We start from the raw sequence: 15722 nt of genomic DNA, 5'->3' as shown, positions 1-15722 counted from the left end.
AGTCCTCTATTTCGCCGAAGCGGCTTCAACCGCAGGTTTTTTGGCAATCCGGCGGCATTCCCTGAGTATGAGATCGGCAGCGCCGAGTCTCGCCTGAGACCGGGCGACGCCGGCCATGAACAACAGTCTTTCCCTGTCCTTGAGCAGGTCTCCCGCCAACCGGGCCAACCTTTCTCCGGTCAAATCGTCCTGTGCCAGCAGCAGCGCGGCCCCCTTGCGGGCCAGGGCCCGGGCATTGGCGGTCTGGTGATCGGCCGCAGCGAAGGGGTACGGGATGAGAATGGCAGGCCGTCCGCAGGCGCTCAGCTCGGCTATGGTGGTGGCTCCCGCCCGGCAGACGATGAGATGGGAGCGGGCATAGGCGGCGGCCATATCGTCGATGAAAGGCAGGATTTCCGCATCCTCCCAGCCGGCATCCAGGTACCCTCTGCGCACTCTGTCATGATCGTCCGACCCGGTCTGATGCAGAATGTGAAGGCGGCCCCGGAACTCCTCAAGCAAAGGCAGCGCTTCGATGACAGCCTGGTTGATGGCACGGGCGCCACGGCTGCCGCCGAAAATCAGCAGCGTCGGCTTTCCCTGGGGGATAGGGGGACAATCCTCCATTCCCCGGCGCAGGGGATTGCCGGTCAGCATGGTGCGTCCGCGATTGAAAGCTCGGTCGGCTTCACTGAAGGAAAGGAAGACCCTCTCGGCCCAGCGGGACAGGATCCGGTTGGTCAGTCCGGGCCAGGCGTTCTGTTCGTGAATGACCGTCGGCAGCTTCTTCCAGCGAGCCGCCAGCAGAAGCGGTCCGGAGGCGTAACCCCCAACCCCCAATACCATATCCGGTCGAAACCGGTCAAGAATTCGCAGCGATTGATGAAAGCTTTTAAAAAGGCAGGGCAGCAGGCGCAGCCTCCCCCGCCAACCCTGGCCGACCAGACCTCGAACCTCGATGGTTTCCAGCGGCAATCCCAGACCGGGCAGGACCCTCGCCTCGATGCCGCGGCTGGTTCCGACAAACAGAACCTGTGCAGCCTTATCGGTTTCCAGCAACCGCTCGGCCAACGCCACTGCAGGAAAAAGATGTCCGCCGGTGCCGCCACCGGCCAGAAGCAGTTTCATTACAGCTCCCCTTTTATCCGGCTGGAAACACTCAATAGGATACCGATCGCCGCCAGGGACGTCAGCAGACTGGTTCCCCCGTAGGAAATGAAGGGCAGCGCCATGCCCTTGGTCGGAAGCATGCCCATGACCACCGCGATATTGAGAAAAGCTTCCATACCCAGCAGCAGGGTGATGCCGAAGGCCAGGTAGCGGCCAAAATCGTCGGGAGCCTGCAGGGAGACGCGAATACCCCTCAGGACCAGTACCAGAAACATGGCAGTAATCACGATGGTGCCGGCAAAACCCAATTCTTCCCCAACCACTGAAAAGATGAAATCGGTATGGGCCTCGGGCAGGTAGAAAAGTTTCTGCTTGCCTTCCCCGAGACCGTTGCCGATCAGGCCGCCGGTCCCGAAGGCGATCAGGCTCTGAATGATCTGAAAGCCGGTGTCGGTCGGGTCCTGCCAGGGATCGAGGAAAGCCATGATCCTGCGGCGGCGATAATCGACGTGCCAGACGAAGTAGTAGATAAATGGCAGAGCCAGCACTACGATGGATGACAGATGGGAGATCCGGGTGCCGGCGGCCATCAGCATGACCATCGCCACGACGGCGAGGGTCATGGCGCTGCCGAAATCGGGCTGCAGCAGCAGGAGCAGCAGCAGAAGCGAAAGCACGATCATGTAGGGCAGGATGCCCAGTTTGAAACTCTTGACCTTGTCCTGCTTCTTCGCCAGGGAGTGGGCCATGTAGAAAATCAGGGCCAGTTTGACGGCTTCCGACGGCTGAAAGGAAAAACCCGGGAACTTGATCCAGCGGGCCGCTCCCCCGGCACGGCTGCCGATTCCGGGAACCAGCACCAGCAGCAGCATCAGGGCGCAGAGGATCAGGCCTGGAAAAGCCAAACGCCGCAGAAGATGATAGTCCATCCGCATCAGGACAGCCATAAGTCCGAAGCCGGCCAGCGCGTAGAGCCCCTGGCGTTTGAGGAAATAGAAGCCGTCGTGGTAGCGTTCGGCCGCCATGATGGAAGAGGACGAATAGACCATGACGACCCCGAAACAGGTCAAAACGACAGCCAGCAACAGTATCGTGGCATCGAACCGCCGTTCCGCCTCCATGGCTCAGCCCTCCTCCTTTGCCGGCAGTTCCATCACCGCACGCACGAAAACCTCGCCCCGTTCCACATAACTGCGAAACATGTCGAAACTGGAACAGCCGGGCGACAGAAGAACCGAGCCGCCGGACGGCGTTAAACGGTGGGCCAGCCGCACGGCCTCCTCAAGGGTGGCGGCCCGCAGGGTTTCGGTCAGACCGCCGAGTGCCCCCTCGATGCGGTCGGCGGCCTCGCCGATCAGAATCAGACGGCACACCTTTTCCCGGATCATCTCGATCAGGGGCGAGTAGTCGCCGCCCTTGTCCTTGCCGCCGGCAATCAGGGTCACCGGGGGGTTCAGGCCGGCCAGGCTTTTCACCACACTGCCGACATTGGTACCTTTCGAATCGTTGTACCAGCACACTCCGTTCAGCTCCCGCACCAGCACCATACGGTGGTCGAGTCCGCTGAAGGCGCAGACCGATCTCCAGGCTTCTTCCGCAGGGCAGCCTTCCAGAAGCGGCGGGATCAGGGCTGCCATGACGTTCTCCAGGTTGTGCAGACCTTTGAGTCTCAGTTGGGAGACGGGAAAACGGATTTCCTCTCCCCCCATTTTCCAGACAATCTCCCCGCCCTCCAGACCCATCCCTTCGGCCGGCACCGTGCTGGAGGAAAAATAGACTTTTCGACAGTGAAGGTCGGAGGTGAGTTGCACAACCAGGGGATCGTCACCGTTGAGCACCGCGACGTCGTCGGTCTGCATGTTGCGGAAAAGCTGCTTTTTCGCCGCCATATAAGCGTCCATGTCCGGGTAACGGTCGAGATGATCCTCGGTGAGGTTGAGCAGCAGCCCGTAGCGCGGCCGGAATCGCTCGATGGCCTCGAGCTGGAAGGACGAGATCTCGACGACCAGCCAGTCCCAGCCGGATTCATCGACCGCTTCGATCAGAGGTGTGCCGAGGTTGCCCCCGACGAAGGTCTTGCGTCCCCAATCCTGAAGGATGCCCCCGATCAGAGTGGTGGTGGTGGATTTGCCGTTGGTGCCCGTAATCCCGACCAGAGGTGCCGAAAGCTCCCGGGAGGCAATCTCGATTTCGCCAAGGACCGGCACGCTTCGCCGTTGTGCGGCAGCCAATGACGGAAGCTCCAGAGGCACACCCGGGCTGATGGCGATGAGATCGGCAGCCACGAACAGCTCTTCCGTGTGGCCTCCGAAATCGAGCCGCAATCCTTTTTTCTGCAGTTGATCCGCTTCTCTGAACTGATCCAGGGGGCGGCTGTCAGACAGCGTCACACGGGCCCCGCGGCTCAGGAAATACTCAGCCAGGGAGCGCCCGCTCCGGCCGGCTCCTACCACCACGATCTGCTTGTCGCGATAGGCGTCCATGCTACCTCAGCTTGAGGGTCGACAGTGCGACCAGGGCCAGAATGATGCTGATGATCCAGAAGCGGACAATGATCTTAGGCTCGGGCCATCCCTTCAGTTCAAAATGGTGATGCAACGGCGCCATACGAAAAATCCGCCTTCCGTAGAGGCGGAACGACGTCACCTGGAAAATGACAGAGAGGGCTTCGACGACGAAGATTCCGCCAACGATCACCAGCACGATCTCCTGCTTGGTGATCACTGCAATGGTTCCCAGGGCGCCGCCGAGGGAAAGGCTGCCGACATCGCCCATGAAGACCTGGGCCGGGTAGCTGTTGAACCAGAGGAATCCAAGGCCGGCCCCCACCATGGCACCGCACAGCACGGCCAGCTCCCCCGCCCCCTGCACGCTGCTGATCTGCAGATAATCGGACAGGCGGGCATTGCCTGCCAGGTAAGCGAACAGCAGATAGGTTCCCGAAGCGATGATCGTCGGGCCGATGGCCAAACCGTCCAATCCGTCCGTCAGGTTGACGGCGTTGCTGGCGCCGACGATGACCAGCATGGAGAAGGGGATGTAAAAAAACCCCAGGTCGGGACGCACACCCTTGAGGAAAGGCATGACCAGGGTGGTTTCGAAAGGCGGATAAAGCACCAGGATGGTGCCGGCGGCCGCGGCAATGAGCATCAGGTAGAGCATTTTTTGCCGGGCACTCAGGCCGTCGCTGTTCTTTTTCTTGACCTTGCGGTAATCATCGAGGAAACCGATCACCCCAAAACCCACCGTAACCATCAGGGTAATCCAGACGTAGATATTGCTCAGATCGGCCCAGAGCACTGTCGGCAAAGCAATGGCGAACAGAATCAGGGTTCCTCCCATGGTGGGGGTCCCCTCTTTCTTGAAATGGGATTCGGGACCAACCTTGCGGATGTTCTGACCGATCTGCAGCAACTGCAGTTTCTGAATCAACCAGGGCCCGAGAATAAAGGAGATCACCAACGCGGTAATGGTCGCGTAGATCGTCCGGAACGTAATGTACCGGAAGACGTAGAGAAAGGAAAACTCGGTATGAAAAGGGTAGAGCAGGTTATAAAGCATCCGGCTGAATCTCCAGCTATGTCACCTTCGGCCCAAGGACCGTAAATTTTCGTTGTCATTCTGCGGGTCGGCAGAATGTTTGGAACAGTCTACTGTCACCGGGAATTGATCAGGGGTCAATGCCCGACCGCTTCCCGGGCATGATCGGTTTTGAGAGCGGCACAGATGCGCTCCATCTTCATCCCCCGGGAACCCTTGACCAGCACCCGGTCACCAGGCCTGATCAATTTTTCCAGCGATTCGACAGCCTTTTCATGGCTGTCTACCTGGATGATCCGGTCGGCGGCCAGCCCGCCCTGCCTGGCACCCTCTGCCGTATGGCGAGCGAATTCTCCGAGCAGAATCAGCAGATCTGCCCGGCGGGCCACTTCGCGACCCACCTCCCGGTGCAGTTCGCCCGCGGCTTCTCCGAGCTCCAGCATGTCGCCGAGAACCGCCACCCTGCGGCCATCACCGGCCAGGTCGTCAAGGGTGACCAAAGCCGCCTTGACGGCCAAGGGATTGGCATTGTAGCAATCCTCCAGCAGAACCACTTTCTCGCCGAGCAGGGTGGTTTCCATGCGCCCGGCATAAGGGCGGAACCTTTCCAGTCCGCTGCCGATCTCGGCAGGCTTCACGCCGATGACATAGGCTGCGGCGGCTGCAGCCAGGGCATTGTGCACGTTGAAACGTCCGTGGATGTGCAGCCGCACCGGCCAGCGACCCTCCGGCAGACAGAGCTGGAACTCGACGCCTCCGGGCCAGAGAGAGATCTTCTCGGCACGGACATCGGCGGGCGGAGCACATCCGAACAGAATCCGGCGCACACCGTTGGCCACCGGCAGACCCGCCACCCGTTCGTCATCCATGTTGATCACCGCGGTCCCACCCTGGGATAGACCGGCAAAAAGTTCCCCCTTGGCACGGGCGATGCCGTCAAGGCTGAGGAGGGTCTCCAGGTGGGCAGGACCGATATTGGTTATGACCCCGATATCAGGGGAGGCGATTTCCGTGAGACGGGCGATTTCGCCACGGGCGCTCATACCCATTTCCAGAACCGCCCAGCGGTGTGCATCGGTGAGCCTGAACAGGGTCAGGGGCAAACCGATCAGATTGTTGAAATTTCCCTCGGTTATCAGTCCCGGTCCGCCTTGGCGCAGAATCGAGCCGAGCATCTCCTTGGTCGTGGTCTTGCCGGAGGAACCGGTCACGGCAACCAGCGGACCCCGCAGCAGGGCCCTTTGTGAAGCGGCCAGATCCCCCATGGCCTTCAGGGTGTCGGCAACCCGGACCACCGGCACCGGGAAACCGGCGATGACATCTTCGCTCAGGCAGGCCGCGGCGCCGTTGCGAACAGCCTGCAGCAGAAAATCATGGCCGTCGAAATTGGGGCCGTGCAGAGGCACGAAAAGCTCGCCGTCCCGGATTTTGCGGCTGTCTGTGGACACGCCGGATACCGTCGCCTGGGCTTTGGAAGGGGTCACCGTTCCGCCGGTGATGCGCGCAATCGTCTGGACATCAATCTTCATGAAATACTCCCCTTTCCCAGGGCGCGCCTTAATTCTTCGCGATCATCGAAATGAAATTTTTCCCGGCCGATGATCTGGTAATCCTCATGCCCTTTTCCGGCGACCAGCAAAAGGTCTCCCGGCTGCAGCAGCCCGGCGGCAAAATCGATGGCTTCCCTTCTGTCTGGAACCACCACGAACCCCCGTCCGTTTCCGGTCGCAGCTTCCCGACGGGACCATTCGCTCCCGAAGACCTGATCGAGACCCGGCCGAATATCGGCGATGATGGCCAGGGGATCTTCGGTTCGCGGGTTGTCGGAGGTCAGTACCACCAGGTCTGAACGCCGCGCAGCCACCTCACCCATGATGGGACGCTTGTTCCGGTCGCGGTCGCCGCCGCAGCCGAACACCGTGATCAACCGGCGCGGTTTAAGGTCCTGCAAGGTGCCTAGAACCTTGTCCAGGGCATCTCCGGTATGGGCGTAGTCCACCAGCACCAGGGCCCCCAGCTCATTGGGCACCGGCTCGAGGCGACCGGGAACAGGGGGCGCCTGATTCAGCCCTGCGGCCACGGTTTCCGGACGGATACCGAGAGCCAGAGCGGCCCCGGCGGCACACAACAGATTGTGGAGATTGAACTCGCCCAGCAAAGGTGAAAGCAACTCAAACTCTCCCTGGGGAGAATGGATCGTTGCCTCGATACCGCCCATCGACAGGACACTGCGCGCGGGGCGCACATCGGCGGCAGGCGCAAGGCCACAGGCCAGCAGGTCGCACGACGAGAGGTTTTTCAACTGGTCTGCCAGACGCTCTCCGAAAGGATCATCGATGTTCACCACTCCCACCGCGGGACCATGGCCCCCAAGCCCCTGAAAGAGTCTGCCTTTCGAGGCAAAATAGCTCTCCAGGTCGCCGTGATAGTCCAGATGTTCGGGGGTCAGATTGGTGAAGACGCCGACATCGAAATAGATGCCGTCCACACGATGCTGCTCCAGTGCGTGGGAGGACACCTCCAGAACCAGAGCGTCGGCGCCGGCTCCGCGAAACTTTGCGATGGTCCGCAGCAGGTCGACCGATTCGGGGGTGGTGCGTTCGGAAGGCAGCACAAGGTCGCCGAAGCGGTAGTTGACCGTGCCCATAATCGCCGGGCGCCGGCCGGCCGCTTGCAGAATCGATTCCATCAAATAGGTGATCGTCGTCTTGCCGTTGGTCCCCGTAACCCCGACAACCGTCATCTGGCGGGTCGGATCCCCATAAAAAGCCGCAGCGGCCAGAGCAAGAGCCCGGCGGCAATCTTCGACCAGCACCCCGCAGACACCGGACGGAAGAGGGCGTTCTTCTTCCAGCACCAGCACAGCAGCGCCCCGCTCGAGGGCCTGGTCGATATACCGGTGGCCATCGGTCACCGCTCCGCGCAGGGCAAAAAAAGCCCCGCCGGGAACGACCTCCCGCGAGTCGTAGAAAAGACCTTTGACGTCTGCTTCCGAAGGGCCGAAAACGGCACGTGGGGACAGCACTTGGAACAGCTCGGACATCTTCATGGAGGTCGCTATTGTCATATCCCTGACCCTAAAAGTCAAAAGGTATTTTTCAGGTTGGCGGTGCCAATTCCACCCATACTTCGCTGCCATAGCGGATGGGCTGCAGGGCTCCCGGGTACTGCTCGACAACTCGCCCGCTGCCCTTGAGCTTGATATTCAGCCCCAGTCGCTCCATGGTTTTCAAAACCTGTCGCCCGCTCATGCCGATACAATCCGGCATCATCCCCAACTGCCCCTCTTCTTCCTTATTCTGCAGCTGCTCAGCTTCTCTAACAGCATTGGCGGCAATCAGGCGAACCTCCTCTTTCTCAGTCAGCAGCGAGGGTCTGGAGTCGGGTTCGGTCGGCTCGATATGGAGATACCGGAGGGACTGCTCCGCAATCCGGGAGAAGACCGGGGCGGCAACCAAACCCCCGTAAGTCTGCCCGTCAGGTTCGTCGACAATCACCAGGATGACCAGTCTCGGGTCCATTGCCGGCACGAAACCGACAAAGGACGACACCCGTTTGTCGGCGGAATATCCCCCCGTTACCGGATCGACCTTCTGCGCCGTGCCGGTCTTGCCGGCAACCCTGTAACCGGGCACCCCGGATTTGCTGCCGGTTCCATCCGCATCAGTGACCGAGATCATCATATCCCGGACCTGCCGGGCAACCTCAGGGGAAACCACGCGCCTTACCGCACGGGGCTCCCGGATCTCCACAATCTCGCCATAGGGATCGACCACCTGCTTCACCAGATCGGCCTGCATGAGGGTTCCGCCGTTTGCTATCGCCGCTGTCGCCTGAGCCAACTGGAGGGAGGTGACGCCCACGCCCTGGCCGAAGGAAATATTGGCCAGATCGGCTTCGAACCACTTTTCGGGACGGCGCAGCAGGCCGGCTCCCTCACCCGGAAAATCGATTCCGGTAGGCGCTCCGAACCCGAAATTGGTCAGGTAGCGGTACAATGACTCCCGCCCCAAAGACTTGCCGATTTTTGCCGACCCGATATTCGAGCTGAACTTGAGAATTTCGGCCACCGTCAAGGTTTCATATTTCTTGGTGTCATGAACGACGCGACCGCCGACGCGATAGCGCCCGTTTTCGCAGTAGAATTTCTGGTCGGGCCTGACGATCTTTTCATTGAGCGCCGCTGCCACCAGAAAGGGTTTCATGGTAGAGCCCGGCTCGTAAATATCACAGACTGCCCGGTTTCGCCTCTGTACGGAACGGCTCTTGTGAAAGGCGTTGGGGTTGTAGATCGGCTGATTGGCCATGGCCAGGATTTCCCCGGTGCGCGGATCAAGAACGACTGCCGATCCGGCTTTGGCCCTGTTTTCCGCAATACCGGCCGCCAGCTCCTTTTCGGCGATGTACTGCAGATTCTTGTCCAGGGTCAGGTAGAGGCTGTGCCCCGGCCTGCCGCCCTGCACCATCCCATCGGAGTAGGAAAGCCCCTTGCCGCGGGCGTCCTTTTCCGTTACCAGAAAGCTGCTTTCGCCCAGGATCAGCGAGTCGTAATGCAGTTCCAGACCCTCGAGCCCCTTGGGGTCCAACCCGGTAAATCCGATGATTTGACTGCCCAGTTCCGAGTTGGGGTAGTAGCGCCGATGTTCCCGGGTAAATCCGATCCCTGCCAGGCCGAGCTCCCTGACCCTTTCACTCTCCTTTGGCGTCACCTGACGCTTGATCCAAAAGAAACTTTTGTCGGACACCAGCTTTTTTTTGATCTGCCCGTAGGGGATGGAGAGAGCCGTGGCAAGGGATCGAGCCGTTTTCTCCACATCTTCGACGTGCCGGGGTTCGACAAAGATCGAATCGACCGCCGTGCTCAGAGCCAGCTCCTCCCCGTTGCGGTCATAGATGGTACCCCTCTGCGGAGGCAGCTTGACGATGCGCTGATACTGGCGTTGGGCGCGGGTTTCAAACTGCTCGTGGCGCAGCACCTGCAGGCTCAGGGCCCGGTAGCCGATCAGGCCGAAGGCCAGCATAAAGCCATAACCCACCAGCCGTATTCTGAAGCTGCTCCACGGACGCTTTTTCATCTCTTGACGTAGATCACCTGGCTCGGGGACGGATTCCGCAATCCAATACTTGAGAAAGCCACTTTTTCAATCCTGGCGGGGCTTCGCAGACTGGCCACCTCCAGGTGGAGACAGCGGACCTCGCGCCGCACCTCCCGCAAACGGCTTTCGAGGCGCGATATGTCGTACTGAAGCCCGACCATCTGCAGACGGGACCAGACAAAGAACAGGGAAACAATGAGAAGGACGGCAAGGAAAAGAAAAACCCGGGCAAGTCGCGGTCGGCCTGGAGCCAGACTCTGGACTTTGGGGACGGGTCTGAGAAGGGTATCCGACATGATTTCCTCCATCGATGAGCCCTGAAAAGGGTAAAACCAATCCAATCAGATCCGCTGTACGGCACGAAGGATCGCGCTGCGTGCCCGGGGATTTTCTGCCACCTCCGGCTCCCCCGCCCTCAATCCCTTGCCGTTCAGGAGCCTGACCCGGGCTCGATGGCCGCAAACGCAGACGGGCAGCCCGGGAGGGCAAAGACAATCCTTCGCTTCCTGCCGAAACAGGTGTTTGACGATGCGATCTTCCAGGGAGTGAAAACTGATGACCGCCATTCGTCCTCCGGGCCGCAGACTCGACAACCCGTCTCTCAAGCCCTGCTCGACATGCTCCAACTCCCTGTTGACAAAGATCCGCAGAGCCTGGAAAACCCGGGTCGCCGGGTGAATGCGGGCCGGCACCCGGCCGCGGGGAACACTGTCCTGTACGAGTTCGGCCAATTGGCTGGTGGTCGTGATCGGGGCGTCGCCCCGGACCTGAACGATGCGCCGGGCAATGCGCCGGGCATACCGTTCTTCCCCGTACTGCCGGAAGATGTCCGCCAGGTCGTCGGCATCGTATTCCCGTAGAATATCTGCCGCCGTTGCTCCGGCCGTGGGATCCATGCGCATGTCGAGGGGCGCATCGGTCCGGAAGGAAAAACCTCGGTGAGGGGCGTCGAGCTGATAGGAGGAAACACCCAGATCGAGAAGCAGTCCGTCCAGGGCCTCGATGCCCAATTCCTTCAGAACCTGACCAACCTCGCTGAAATTGCGGTGCAGCAGCACCACCCGGTCTCCGTAGGGTGCCAGCACCTTGGCGGCTTCGTCGAGGGCTTCCGGGTCGCGATCCAGGCCGATCAGGCGGCCATCGGGGGCCATCGCTTCCAGAATCAGGCGGGAATGGCCGCCGCCGCCGACAGTGCCGTCGAGAAAGATCTCTCCCGGTCTGGGCTGAAGACAGGACAGAACCTCGTCCGCCATGACCGATGCATGCTGAAAGGCCGGTTTGTCCAAAAATCAGAATCCCAGATCGAAGAGGGTCTGAGGATCCGATTCGAGCCGCGCCTCGGCACTTCTGCGCATTTCGGCGTGTTTGGCCCGGTTCCAGACCAGTATCTTGTTGAAGGAACCGACCACCACGATTTCCCGGACATCTCCGTCCAGACCGGAGTAATCGCGCAATGCCTTGCTCAGCTGAATGCGGCCCTGCTTGTCGAAAGTACAGGCTACGGCCGGAGAAATAAGGGTCAGATTGACATCTTCCCTTGCCTGGCCGGGGGGCATTTTTTGGACGTTCTCCAGAAACTTATCCCATTCAGGGACGGGAAAGGCGACCAGCCCTCCCCTGTTCTGGGTCACGATGAGACGCTCGTCGCCATATTGCTGGGCCAGTATTTCCCGGAATCGAGCCGGAATGCTCGCCCTGCCTTTGGCGTCGATCGCGTTGTTGAATTCCCCCTGGAAGTTCATCCGTAGCCATCCTGGCCAAATTTAACACCATTCCCCACCTTTTGCCAAACTATAGCGGCGCGCCACGCCTGTGTCAAGGTGATTTTTCTAATTTTTTAAGGGTTTAGAAAAGTGGGAAAAACGCAAAAAGCCCTCCTTTGGGAGGGCTGCGCACGGGGGACATTTTGTGGGGATGAGGGTCGGCAGGGACCTGCGGTGGGTCAGGCGCGGGGGGACGTGTCGGGCAGGACCATCTCAATCCCTTCCACACGGCGATCGACCACCCGCCGGACGGTGAAGGACACGCCCTGGGCCTCACAGCAATCCCCCTGTCGGGGAATGCTGCCGAGGCAATGAAGCAGAAATCCGGCCAGGGTGTTGGCATGTTCCTCGGACAGTTGCAAGCCGAATTTCTGATTGATGACGCGCAGCGAGACGCTGCCGTCGACCATGTAGCGGCCGAAGGACATTTCCCGGATCAGCACCTCTTCGGTATCGTATTCGTCCTGGATGTCGCCGACGATCTCCTCGACGATGTCCTCCAGGGTCACGATCCCCTCGACCCCGCCATACTCGTCCACCACCATCGCCAGATGGATGTGTTTTTGGCGAAAGGACTGCAGCAGGGTATTGATGCGTTTCGATTCGGGCACGAAATAGGGCGGTCTCGCCTCATCCCGCAGAGAAAACTCCTCCGGGCGGCCGACAAACTTGAGGATATCCTTGCTATGGATGACCCCTACCACCTCGTCCAGACTTCCCTCATAAACGGGAAAGCGCGAATGCCGGGCCTGCTGTGCGATCTCCAGGGCTTCGGCAAAGGGGGTGGAGACCTCGATGCCGACCACTTCCGTGCGGGGAATCATGACATCACGGGCGCGGATCTGGGACAGGTCGAAAATGCCGTGCAGCATGCGGCGCTTGTCCCGCCCGACCACCCCGGAGGCCTCTCCGACCGAGATCATGGCCCGGATTTCGTCTTCCGAAATCAGGCCCCGTTCGGCTTCACTGCTGGTGAAGCGGGTCATCAGCCTGGAGATGCCCGTCACCACCCAGATCAGCGGCTTGAGCAGCAGCATCACCATGCGGATCGGACCGAGGACCAGAAATGAAACCCGCTCGGGATTATGGGCGGCAAAGGTCTTGGGAGCAATTTCGGCCAGGATCAGGATGACCGGGGTCAGCAGGAGAATGGTCACCAGTTCACCATGATCGCCGAACAGCTGCACAAAAAGTGCTGTGGCGAAAACCGACGCGGCAATGTTGACCAGGTTGTTGCCGATGAGAATGGCGCTGAGCAACTGGTCGGGATGCTGCCGGATGGCCTCCAGCTGCTGGGCTCCCCGCCGTTTTTTATGCACCAGATACTTGATGCGCAGGGTATCCAGGCTCAATAGGGCCGTTTCTGATCCGGAGAAAAAAGCCGACAGTAATATCAGCCCGCCCAGAACGGCAAAATACAGATACGGATTATCGAACATCCGGTTCTCCTTATACTTTTTTCTCTAATCTTTTGCCCCCGGAGTTTACTTGAAGGGGGGAGCAAAAACAATCTTTCTTTAATTGAGTGAGGGGTGAGGGGCAAAGGCAAGATCAAAAGCCATCCCGATCCCGATCCCGATCCCGATTTCGATTTCGATTTGGATAGGATCGGGCCAATGCTCTTTATCATCCTTCCACCATATGCTATAAGGCATTCCATCTGCCAAAACAACGAAGGATATCCGATGAACAAAGAACAGGCTGCCGCCCGCCACAAGGAACTCAGCGCCGAACTCCACCGTCACAACACCCTCTACTACGTCTACGATCGGCCGGAAGTATCCGATGCCGAATACGACCAAATGTTCCGGGAGCTGCAGACAATCGAAGAGCGGTTTCCCGAGCTGGTCACCCCCACCTCCCCTTCCCAGCGGATCGGCGCGCCGCCGCTGGAGAAATTCACCTCCATCCGGCACAGCCTGCCGATGCTCTCCCTCGAAAACGCCTTCGACGAAAAGGAGATGCGTGAGTTCGACGAGCGGATCCGGCGGTTTCTGGCCCGGCAGGAATCGATCGATTATGTCTGTGAACCGAAGATGGACGGCGTGGCGGTGGAACTCGTCTATCGGAAAGGCCGGCTCGAACTCGGCTCCACCCGCGGCGACGGCATCACCGGCGAAAAGATCACCGAAAACCTCAAGACCATAGCCACGGTTCCCCTGGTTCTGGCCGAGGGCTGTCCTTCGCTGCTGGAGGTTCGCGGCGAGGTCTACATGGACCTCGCGGCCTTCCAGGCTTTCAATCGGGAGCGGGAAGAGGAAGGGCAGCCGGTGTTCGCCAATCCCCGCAACGCCTCCGCGGGCAGCCTGCGGCAACTCGATTCCGGCATTACCGCCAAACGCCCCCTGCAGATCAGCTGCTACGGAGTCGGTCTGACGGAAGGCGCCATGCCTTCCAGCCATTACGAAGTGTTGAACCGGCTTCGCCAATGGGGCCTGCGGGTTCATCTGGACAGAATTCAAAGAGCCCGAGGCATCGAAGAGGTCATCACCTGTTTCCGTCAACTGGAAGCCATTCGTGAAGAGCTGCCTTTCGAAATCGACGGCATGGTGGTCAAGGTCGACAGTCTCGACCTGCAGCGGGAGTTGGGTGAAAAAACCCGGACCCCCCGTTGGGCCATCGCCTGGAAATTCGCCCCTCGCCAGGCCATCACCGTGGTCGAGGACATTCTCCTCCAGGTCGGCCGCACCGGTGCCATCACCCCTGTTGCCCGGCTGCGGCCGGTGGAAGTCAGCGGTGTGACCGTCTCCCGCGCCAGCCTGCACAACTGGGATGAAATGGAGCGTCTCGATGTGCGCATCGGCGACCAGGTGGTCGTGGAACGGGCCGGAGACGTCATTCCGGATGTAGTCCGGGTTCTGACCGAAAAACGGACCGGCAAGGAAAAGATTGTTCCTCTGCCGGAAACCTGCCCGGTCTGCGGCGGTCCGGTCGTCAAGCTCGAAGGGGAAGTCGTCCCCCGCTGCCAGGAACTCTCCTGCCCGGCCCGGGTTCTGGAGGCCCTCAAGCATTTCGTCTCGCGCCGGGCCATGGATATCGACGGCCTCGGGGAAAAAACCCTTGAGCAACTCCTGCAGCGGGATATGGTACATAGCATCGTCGATCTGTACCGTTTGGACAAAGAGGATCTGCTGGCCTGCGAACGCATGGGAGAAAAATCCACCCAAAACCTGCTGCAGGCCATCGAGGCGAGTAAACAGCGCCCTCTGGAACGCCTGCTCTACGCCCTGGGCATCCGTCATGTCGGCGAGCATCTGGCCCGGCTACTGGCCCGCCAGTTCGGTTCCCTGGAGGAGCTGATTTCGGCCGATCGCGATCAGTTGATGGCCATCCACGAGGTCGGCCCCCAGGTCGCCGACAGCGTAACGGACTTCTTCGCCAAGGAGCGCAACCGGCAGATTCTGGAGGAACTGGCCGCACTCGGCGTTTCTCCCAAGGTGGAAGTCCGTCGCGCCGGCGGACCCCTGAGCGGCAAAAGTTTCGTATTCACCGGCAGCCTGGTACAATTCAAACGCAAGGAAGCCCAGGACCTGGTAGAGCGTCTCGGCGGCCGGGCCGCCGGATCGGTCAGCAAAAAAACCGATTACGTGGTCGCGGGCAGCGACGCCGGGAGCAAGCTCGACCGGGCAAGAGAACTGGGCATCACCATACTCAGCGAGGAAGAGTTCGGTCAGATGCTGGAAAGGATGGGCGAAAATGGACAGGATTAGAGTGGCAGTGAGGATCGAGGGCATGGTCCAGGGGGTCGGATTTCGCTATTTCACCCGCCGCACCGCCCAGTCCCTGGAGCTCACCGGCTGGGTCAGAAACCGTTCCGACGGTGCCGTCGAGGCGATCATCGAAGGCCCCCGGGCGGATGTGGAATCAGCCCTCTCCGCCCTGCGCCAGGGTCCCTCCGGCAGCCGGGTCGACAACCTGGACATCGAACATCAGGACTACAGGGACGAGTTCGACGGGTTCGAAGTAAGGTTCTGAAGACCCAAGGAAATCGAAACGCCACATTTATGCTGACAGGCCGTCAGATAGACCCCAAATCGCTCCTCGGGGATCTCCATAGCGGCAAATGAAATCTTCATTCTGATCGGCTTCGCCAGGATATCGTCCATCCCCCATAGCTTTTCGCAATCGACTCCGGTACAGCCCCCAATTGCTCGTATTCCATATTTTCTAAATCTGATACGTCAATAATTTCCATATTAAAAAAAAGTTGCTTCTGGATTCAGTCAGTTTGGCA

General features: G+C 60.0%; 13 protein-coding genes. 2 read left to right on the top strand and 11 right to left on the bottom strand.

From position 1 onward, the window contains the following. Window positions 1–6: 6 nt before the first annotated feature. From murG to R2940_10280, 11 genes are all read right to left on the bottom strand, one after another. Window positions 7–1107, bottom strand: a complete 1101-nt coding sequence (gene murG / locus R2940_10330; GenBank protein ID MEZ4600169.1) for an undecaprenyldiphospho-muramoylpentapeptide beta-N-acetylglucosaminyltransferase — start codon at window positions 1105–1107, stop codon at window positions 7–9. Next, window positions 1107–2210 (bottom strand): putative lipid II flippase FtsW, encoded by a 1104-nt coding sequence (gene ftsW, locus R2940_10325; GenBank protein ID MEZ4600168.1) that lies wholly within the window; start codon window positions 2208–2210, stop codon window positions 1107–1109. Before ftsW ends, murG begins: the two co-directional genes overlap by 1 nt. A gap of 3 nt (window positions 2211–2213) precedes the next feature. Further along, on the bottom strand, window positions 2214–3572 hold the full coding sequence (murD, locus tag R2940_10320; GenBank protein MEZ4600167.1) for a UDP-N-acetylmuramoyl-L-alanine--D-glutamate ligase: 1359 nt from the start codon (window positions 3570–3572) through the stop codon (window positions 2214–2216). 1 nt (window position 3573) lies between these two features. Then, window positions 3574–4650, bottom strand: coding sequence for a phospho-N-acetylmuramoyl-pentapeptide-transferase (gene mraY, locus R2940_10315; GenBank protein ID MEZ4600166.1), 1077 nt, complete (start codon window positions 4648–4650; stop codon window positions 3574–3576). Between the two features lie 116 nt (window positions 4651–4766). Continuing rightward, complete coding sequence (murF, locus tag R2940_10310) at window positions 4767–6158, bottom strand: UDP-N-acetylmuramoyl-tripeptide--D-alanyl-D-alanine ligase (GenBank protein ID MEZ4600165.1); 1392 nt, start codon at window positions 6156–6158, stop codon at window positions 4767–4769. Beyond that, entirely contained in the window at window positions 6155–7696 is a 1542-nt protein-coding gene (locus R2940_10305) for a UDP-N-acetylmuramoyl-L-alanyl-D-glutamate--2,6-diaminopimelate ligase (GenBank protein ID MEZ4600164.1), read from the bottom strand. The genes murF and R2940_10305 overlap by 4 nt, the downstream gene beginning before the upstream one ends. A 31-nt stretch (window positions 7697–7727) precedes the next feature. Continuing rightward, window positions 7728–9704, bottom strand: a complete 1977-nt coding sequence (locus R2940_10300; GenBank protein ID MEZ4600163.1) for a penicillin-binding protein — start codon at window positions 9702–9704, stop codon at window positions 7728–7730. Beyond that, the gene (gene ftsL, locus R2940_10295) at window positions 9701–10021 is read right to left on the bottom strand and encodes a cell division protein FtsL (GenBank protein ID MEZ4600162.1); all 321 of its coding nucleotides are present in this window, start codon (window positions 10019–10021) and stop codon (window positions 9701–9703) included. Before ftsL ends, R2940_10300 begins: the two co-directional genes overlap by 4 nt. Window positions 10022–10066: 45 nt before the next feature. Next, window positions 10067–11011, bottom strand: a complete 945-nt coding sequence (rsmH, locus tag R2940_10290; protein ID MEZ4600161.1) for a 16S rRNA (cytosine(1402)-N(4))-methyltransferase RsmH — start codon at window positions 11009–11011, stop codon at window positions 10067–10069. Window positions 11012–11014: 3 nt separating this feature from the next. Beyond that, a complete protein-coding gene (locus R2940_10285; protein ID MEZ4600160.1) occupies window positions 11015–11467 on the bottom strand; it encodes a division/cell wall cluster transcriptional repressor MraZ in 453 nt (150 codons plus the stop codon). A gap of 200 nt (window positions 11468–11667) precedes the next feature. Then, window positions 11668–12927, bottom strand: a complete 1260-nt coding sequence (locus R2940_10280) for a CNNM domain-containing protein (GenBank protein MEZ4600159.1) — start codon at window positions 12925–12927, stop codon at window positions 11668–11670. A gap of 246 nt (window positions 12928–13173) precedes the next feature. Here R2940_10280 and ligA point away from each other — a divergent pair, with 246 nt between their 5' ends. Together ligA and R2940_10270 are read left to right on the top strand one after the other, a co-directional pair. Continuing rightward, window positions 13174–15198: an NAD-dependent DNA ligase LigA gene (ligA, locus tag R2940_10275; GenBank protein MEZ4600158.1), complete on the top strand. Its 2025-nt coding sequence runs from the start codon at window positions 13174–13176 to the stop codon at window positions 15196–15198. Then, window positions 15185–15463, top strand: a complete 279-nt coding sequence (locus R2940_10270; GenBank protein MEZ4600157.1) for an acylphosphatase — start codon at window positions 15185–15187, stop codon at window positions 15461–15463. The genes ligA and R2940_10270 overlap by 14 nt, the downstream gene beginning before the upstream one ends. The last annotated feature ends 259 nt before the right edge of the window (window positions 15464–15722 follow it).

Source organism: Syntrophotaleaceae bacterium (assembly GCA_041390365.1).
GTDB lineage: Bacteria > Desulfobacterota > Desulfuromonadia > Desulfuromonadales > Syntrophotaleaceae > JAWKQB01.
The sequence above is the reverse complement of the archived record's forward strand: the minus strand, read 5'-3'. Positions and strand labels throughout refer to the sequence as shown.

Bases quoted from the DNA above. Each gene is read 5' to 3' on its own strand.
- R2940_10280 (MEZ4600159.1), bottom strand. From the start codon at position 12,927: ATGTTCGATAATCCGTATCTGTATTTTGCCGTTCTGGGCGGGCTGATA.
- murD (MEZ4600167.1), bottom strand. From the start codon at position 3,572: ATGGACGCCTATCGCGACAAGCAGATCGTGGTGGTAGGAGCCGGCCGG.
- R2940_10270 (MEZ4600157.1), top strand. From the start codon at position 15,185: ATGGACAGGATTAGAGTGGCAGTGAGGATCGAGGGCATGGTCCAGGGG.
- ftsW (MEZ4600168.1), bottom strand. From the start codon at position 2,210: ATGGAGGCGGAACGGCGGTTCGATGCCACGATACTGTTGCTGGCTGTC.
- murF (MEZ4600165.1), bottom strand. From the start codon at position 6,158: ATGAAGATTGATGTCCAGACGATTGCGCGCATCACCGGCGGAACGGTG.
- murG (MEZ4600169.1), bottom strand. From the start codon at position 1,107: ATGAAACTGCTTCTGGCCGGTGGCGGCACCGGCGGACATCTTTTTCCT.
- ftsL (MEZ4600162.1), bottom strand. From the start codon at position 10,021: ATGTCGGATACCCTTCTCAGACCCGTCCCCAAAGTCCAGAGTCTGGCT.
- mraY (MEZ4600166.1), bottom strand. From the start codon at position 4,650: ATGCTTTATAACCTGCTCTACCCTTTTCATACCGAGTTTTCCTTTCTC.
- R2940_10300 (MEZ4600163.1), bottom strand. From the start codon at position 9,704: ATGAAAAAGCGTCCGTGGAGCAGCTTCAGAATACGGCTGGTGGGTTAT.
- ligA (MEZ4600158.1), top strand. From the start codon at position 13,174: ATGAACAAAGAACAGGCTGCCGCCCGCCACAAGGAACTCAGCGCCGAA.
- R2940_10305 (MEZ4600164.1), bottom strand. From the start codon at position 7,696: ATGACAATAGCGACCTCCATGAAGATGTCCGAGCTGTTCCAAGTGCTG.
- R2940_10285 (MEZ4600160.1), bottom strand. From the start codon at position 11,467: ATGAACTTCCAGGGGGAATTCAACAACGCGATCGACGCCAAAGGCAGG.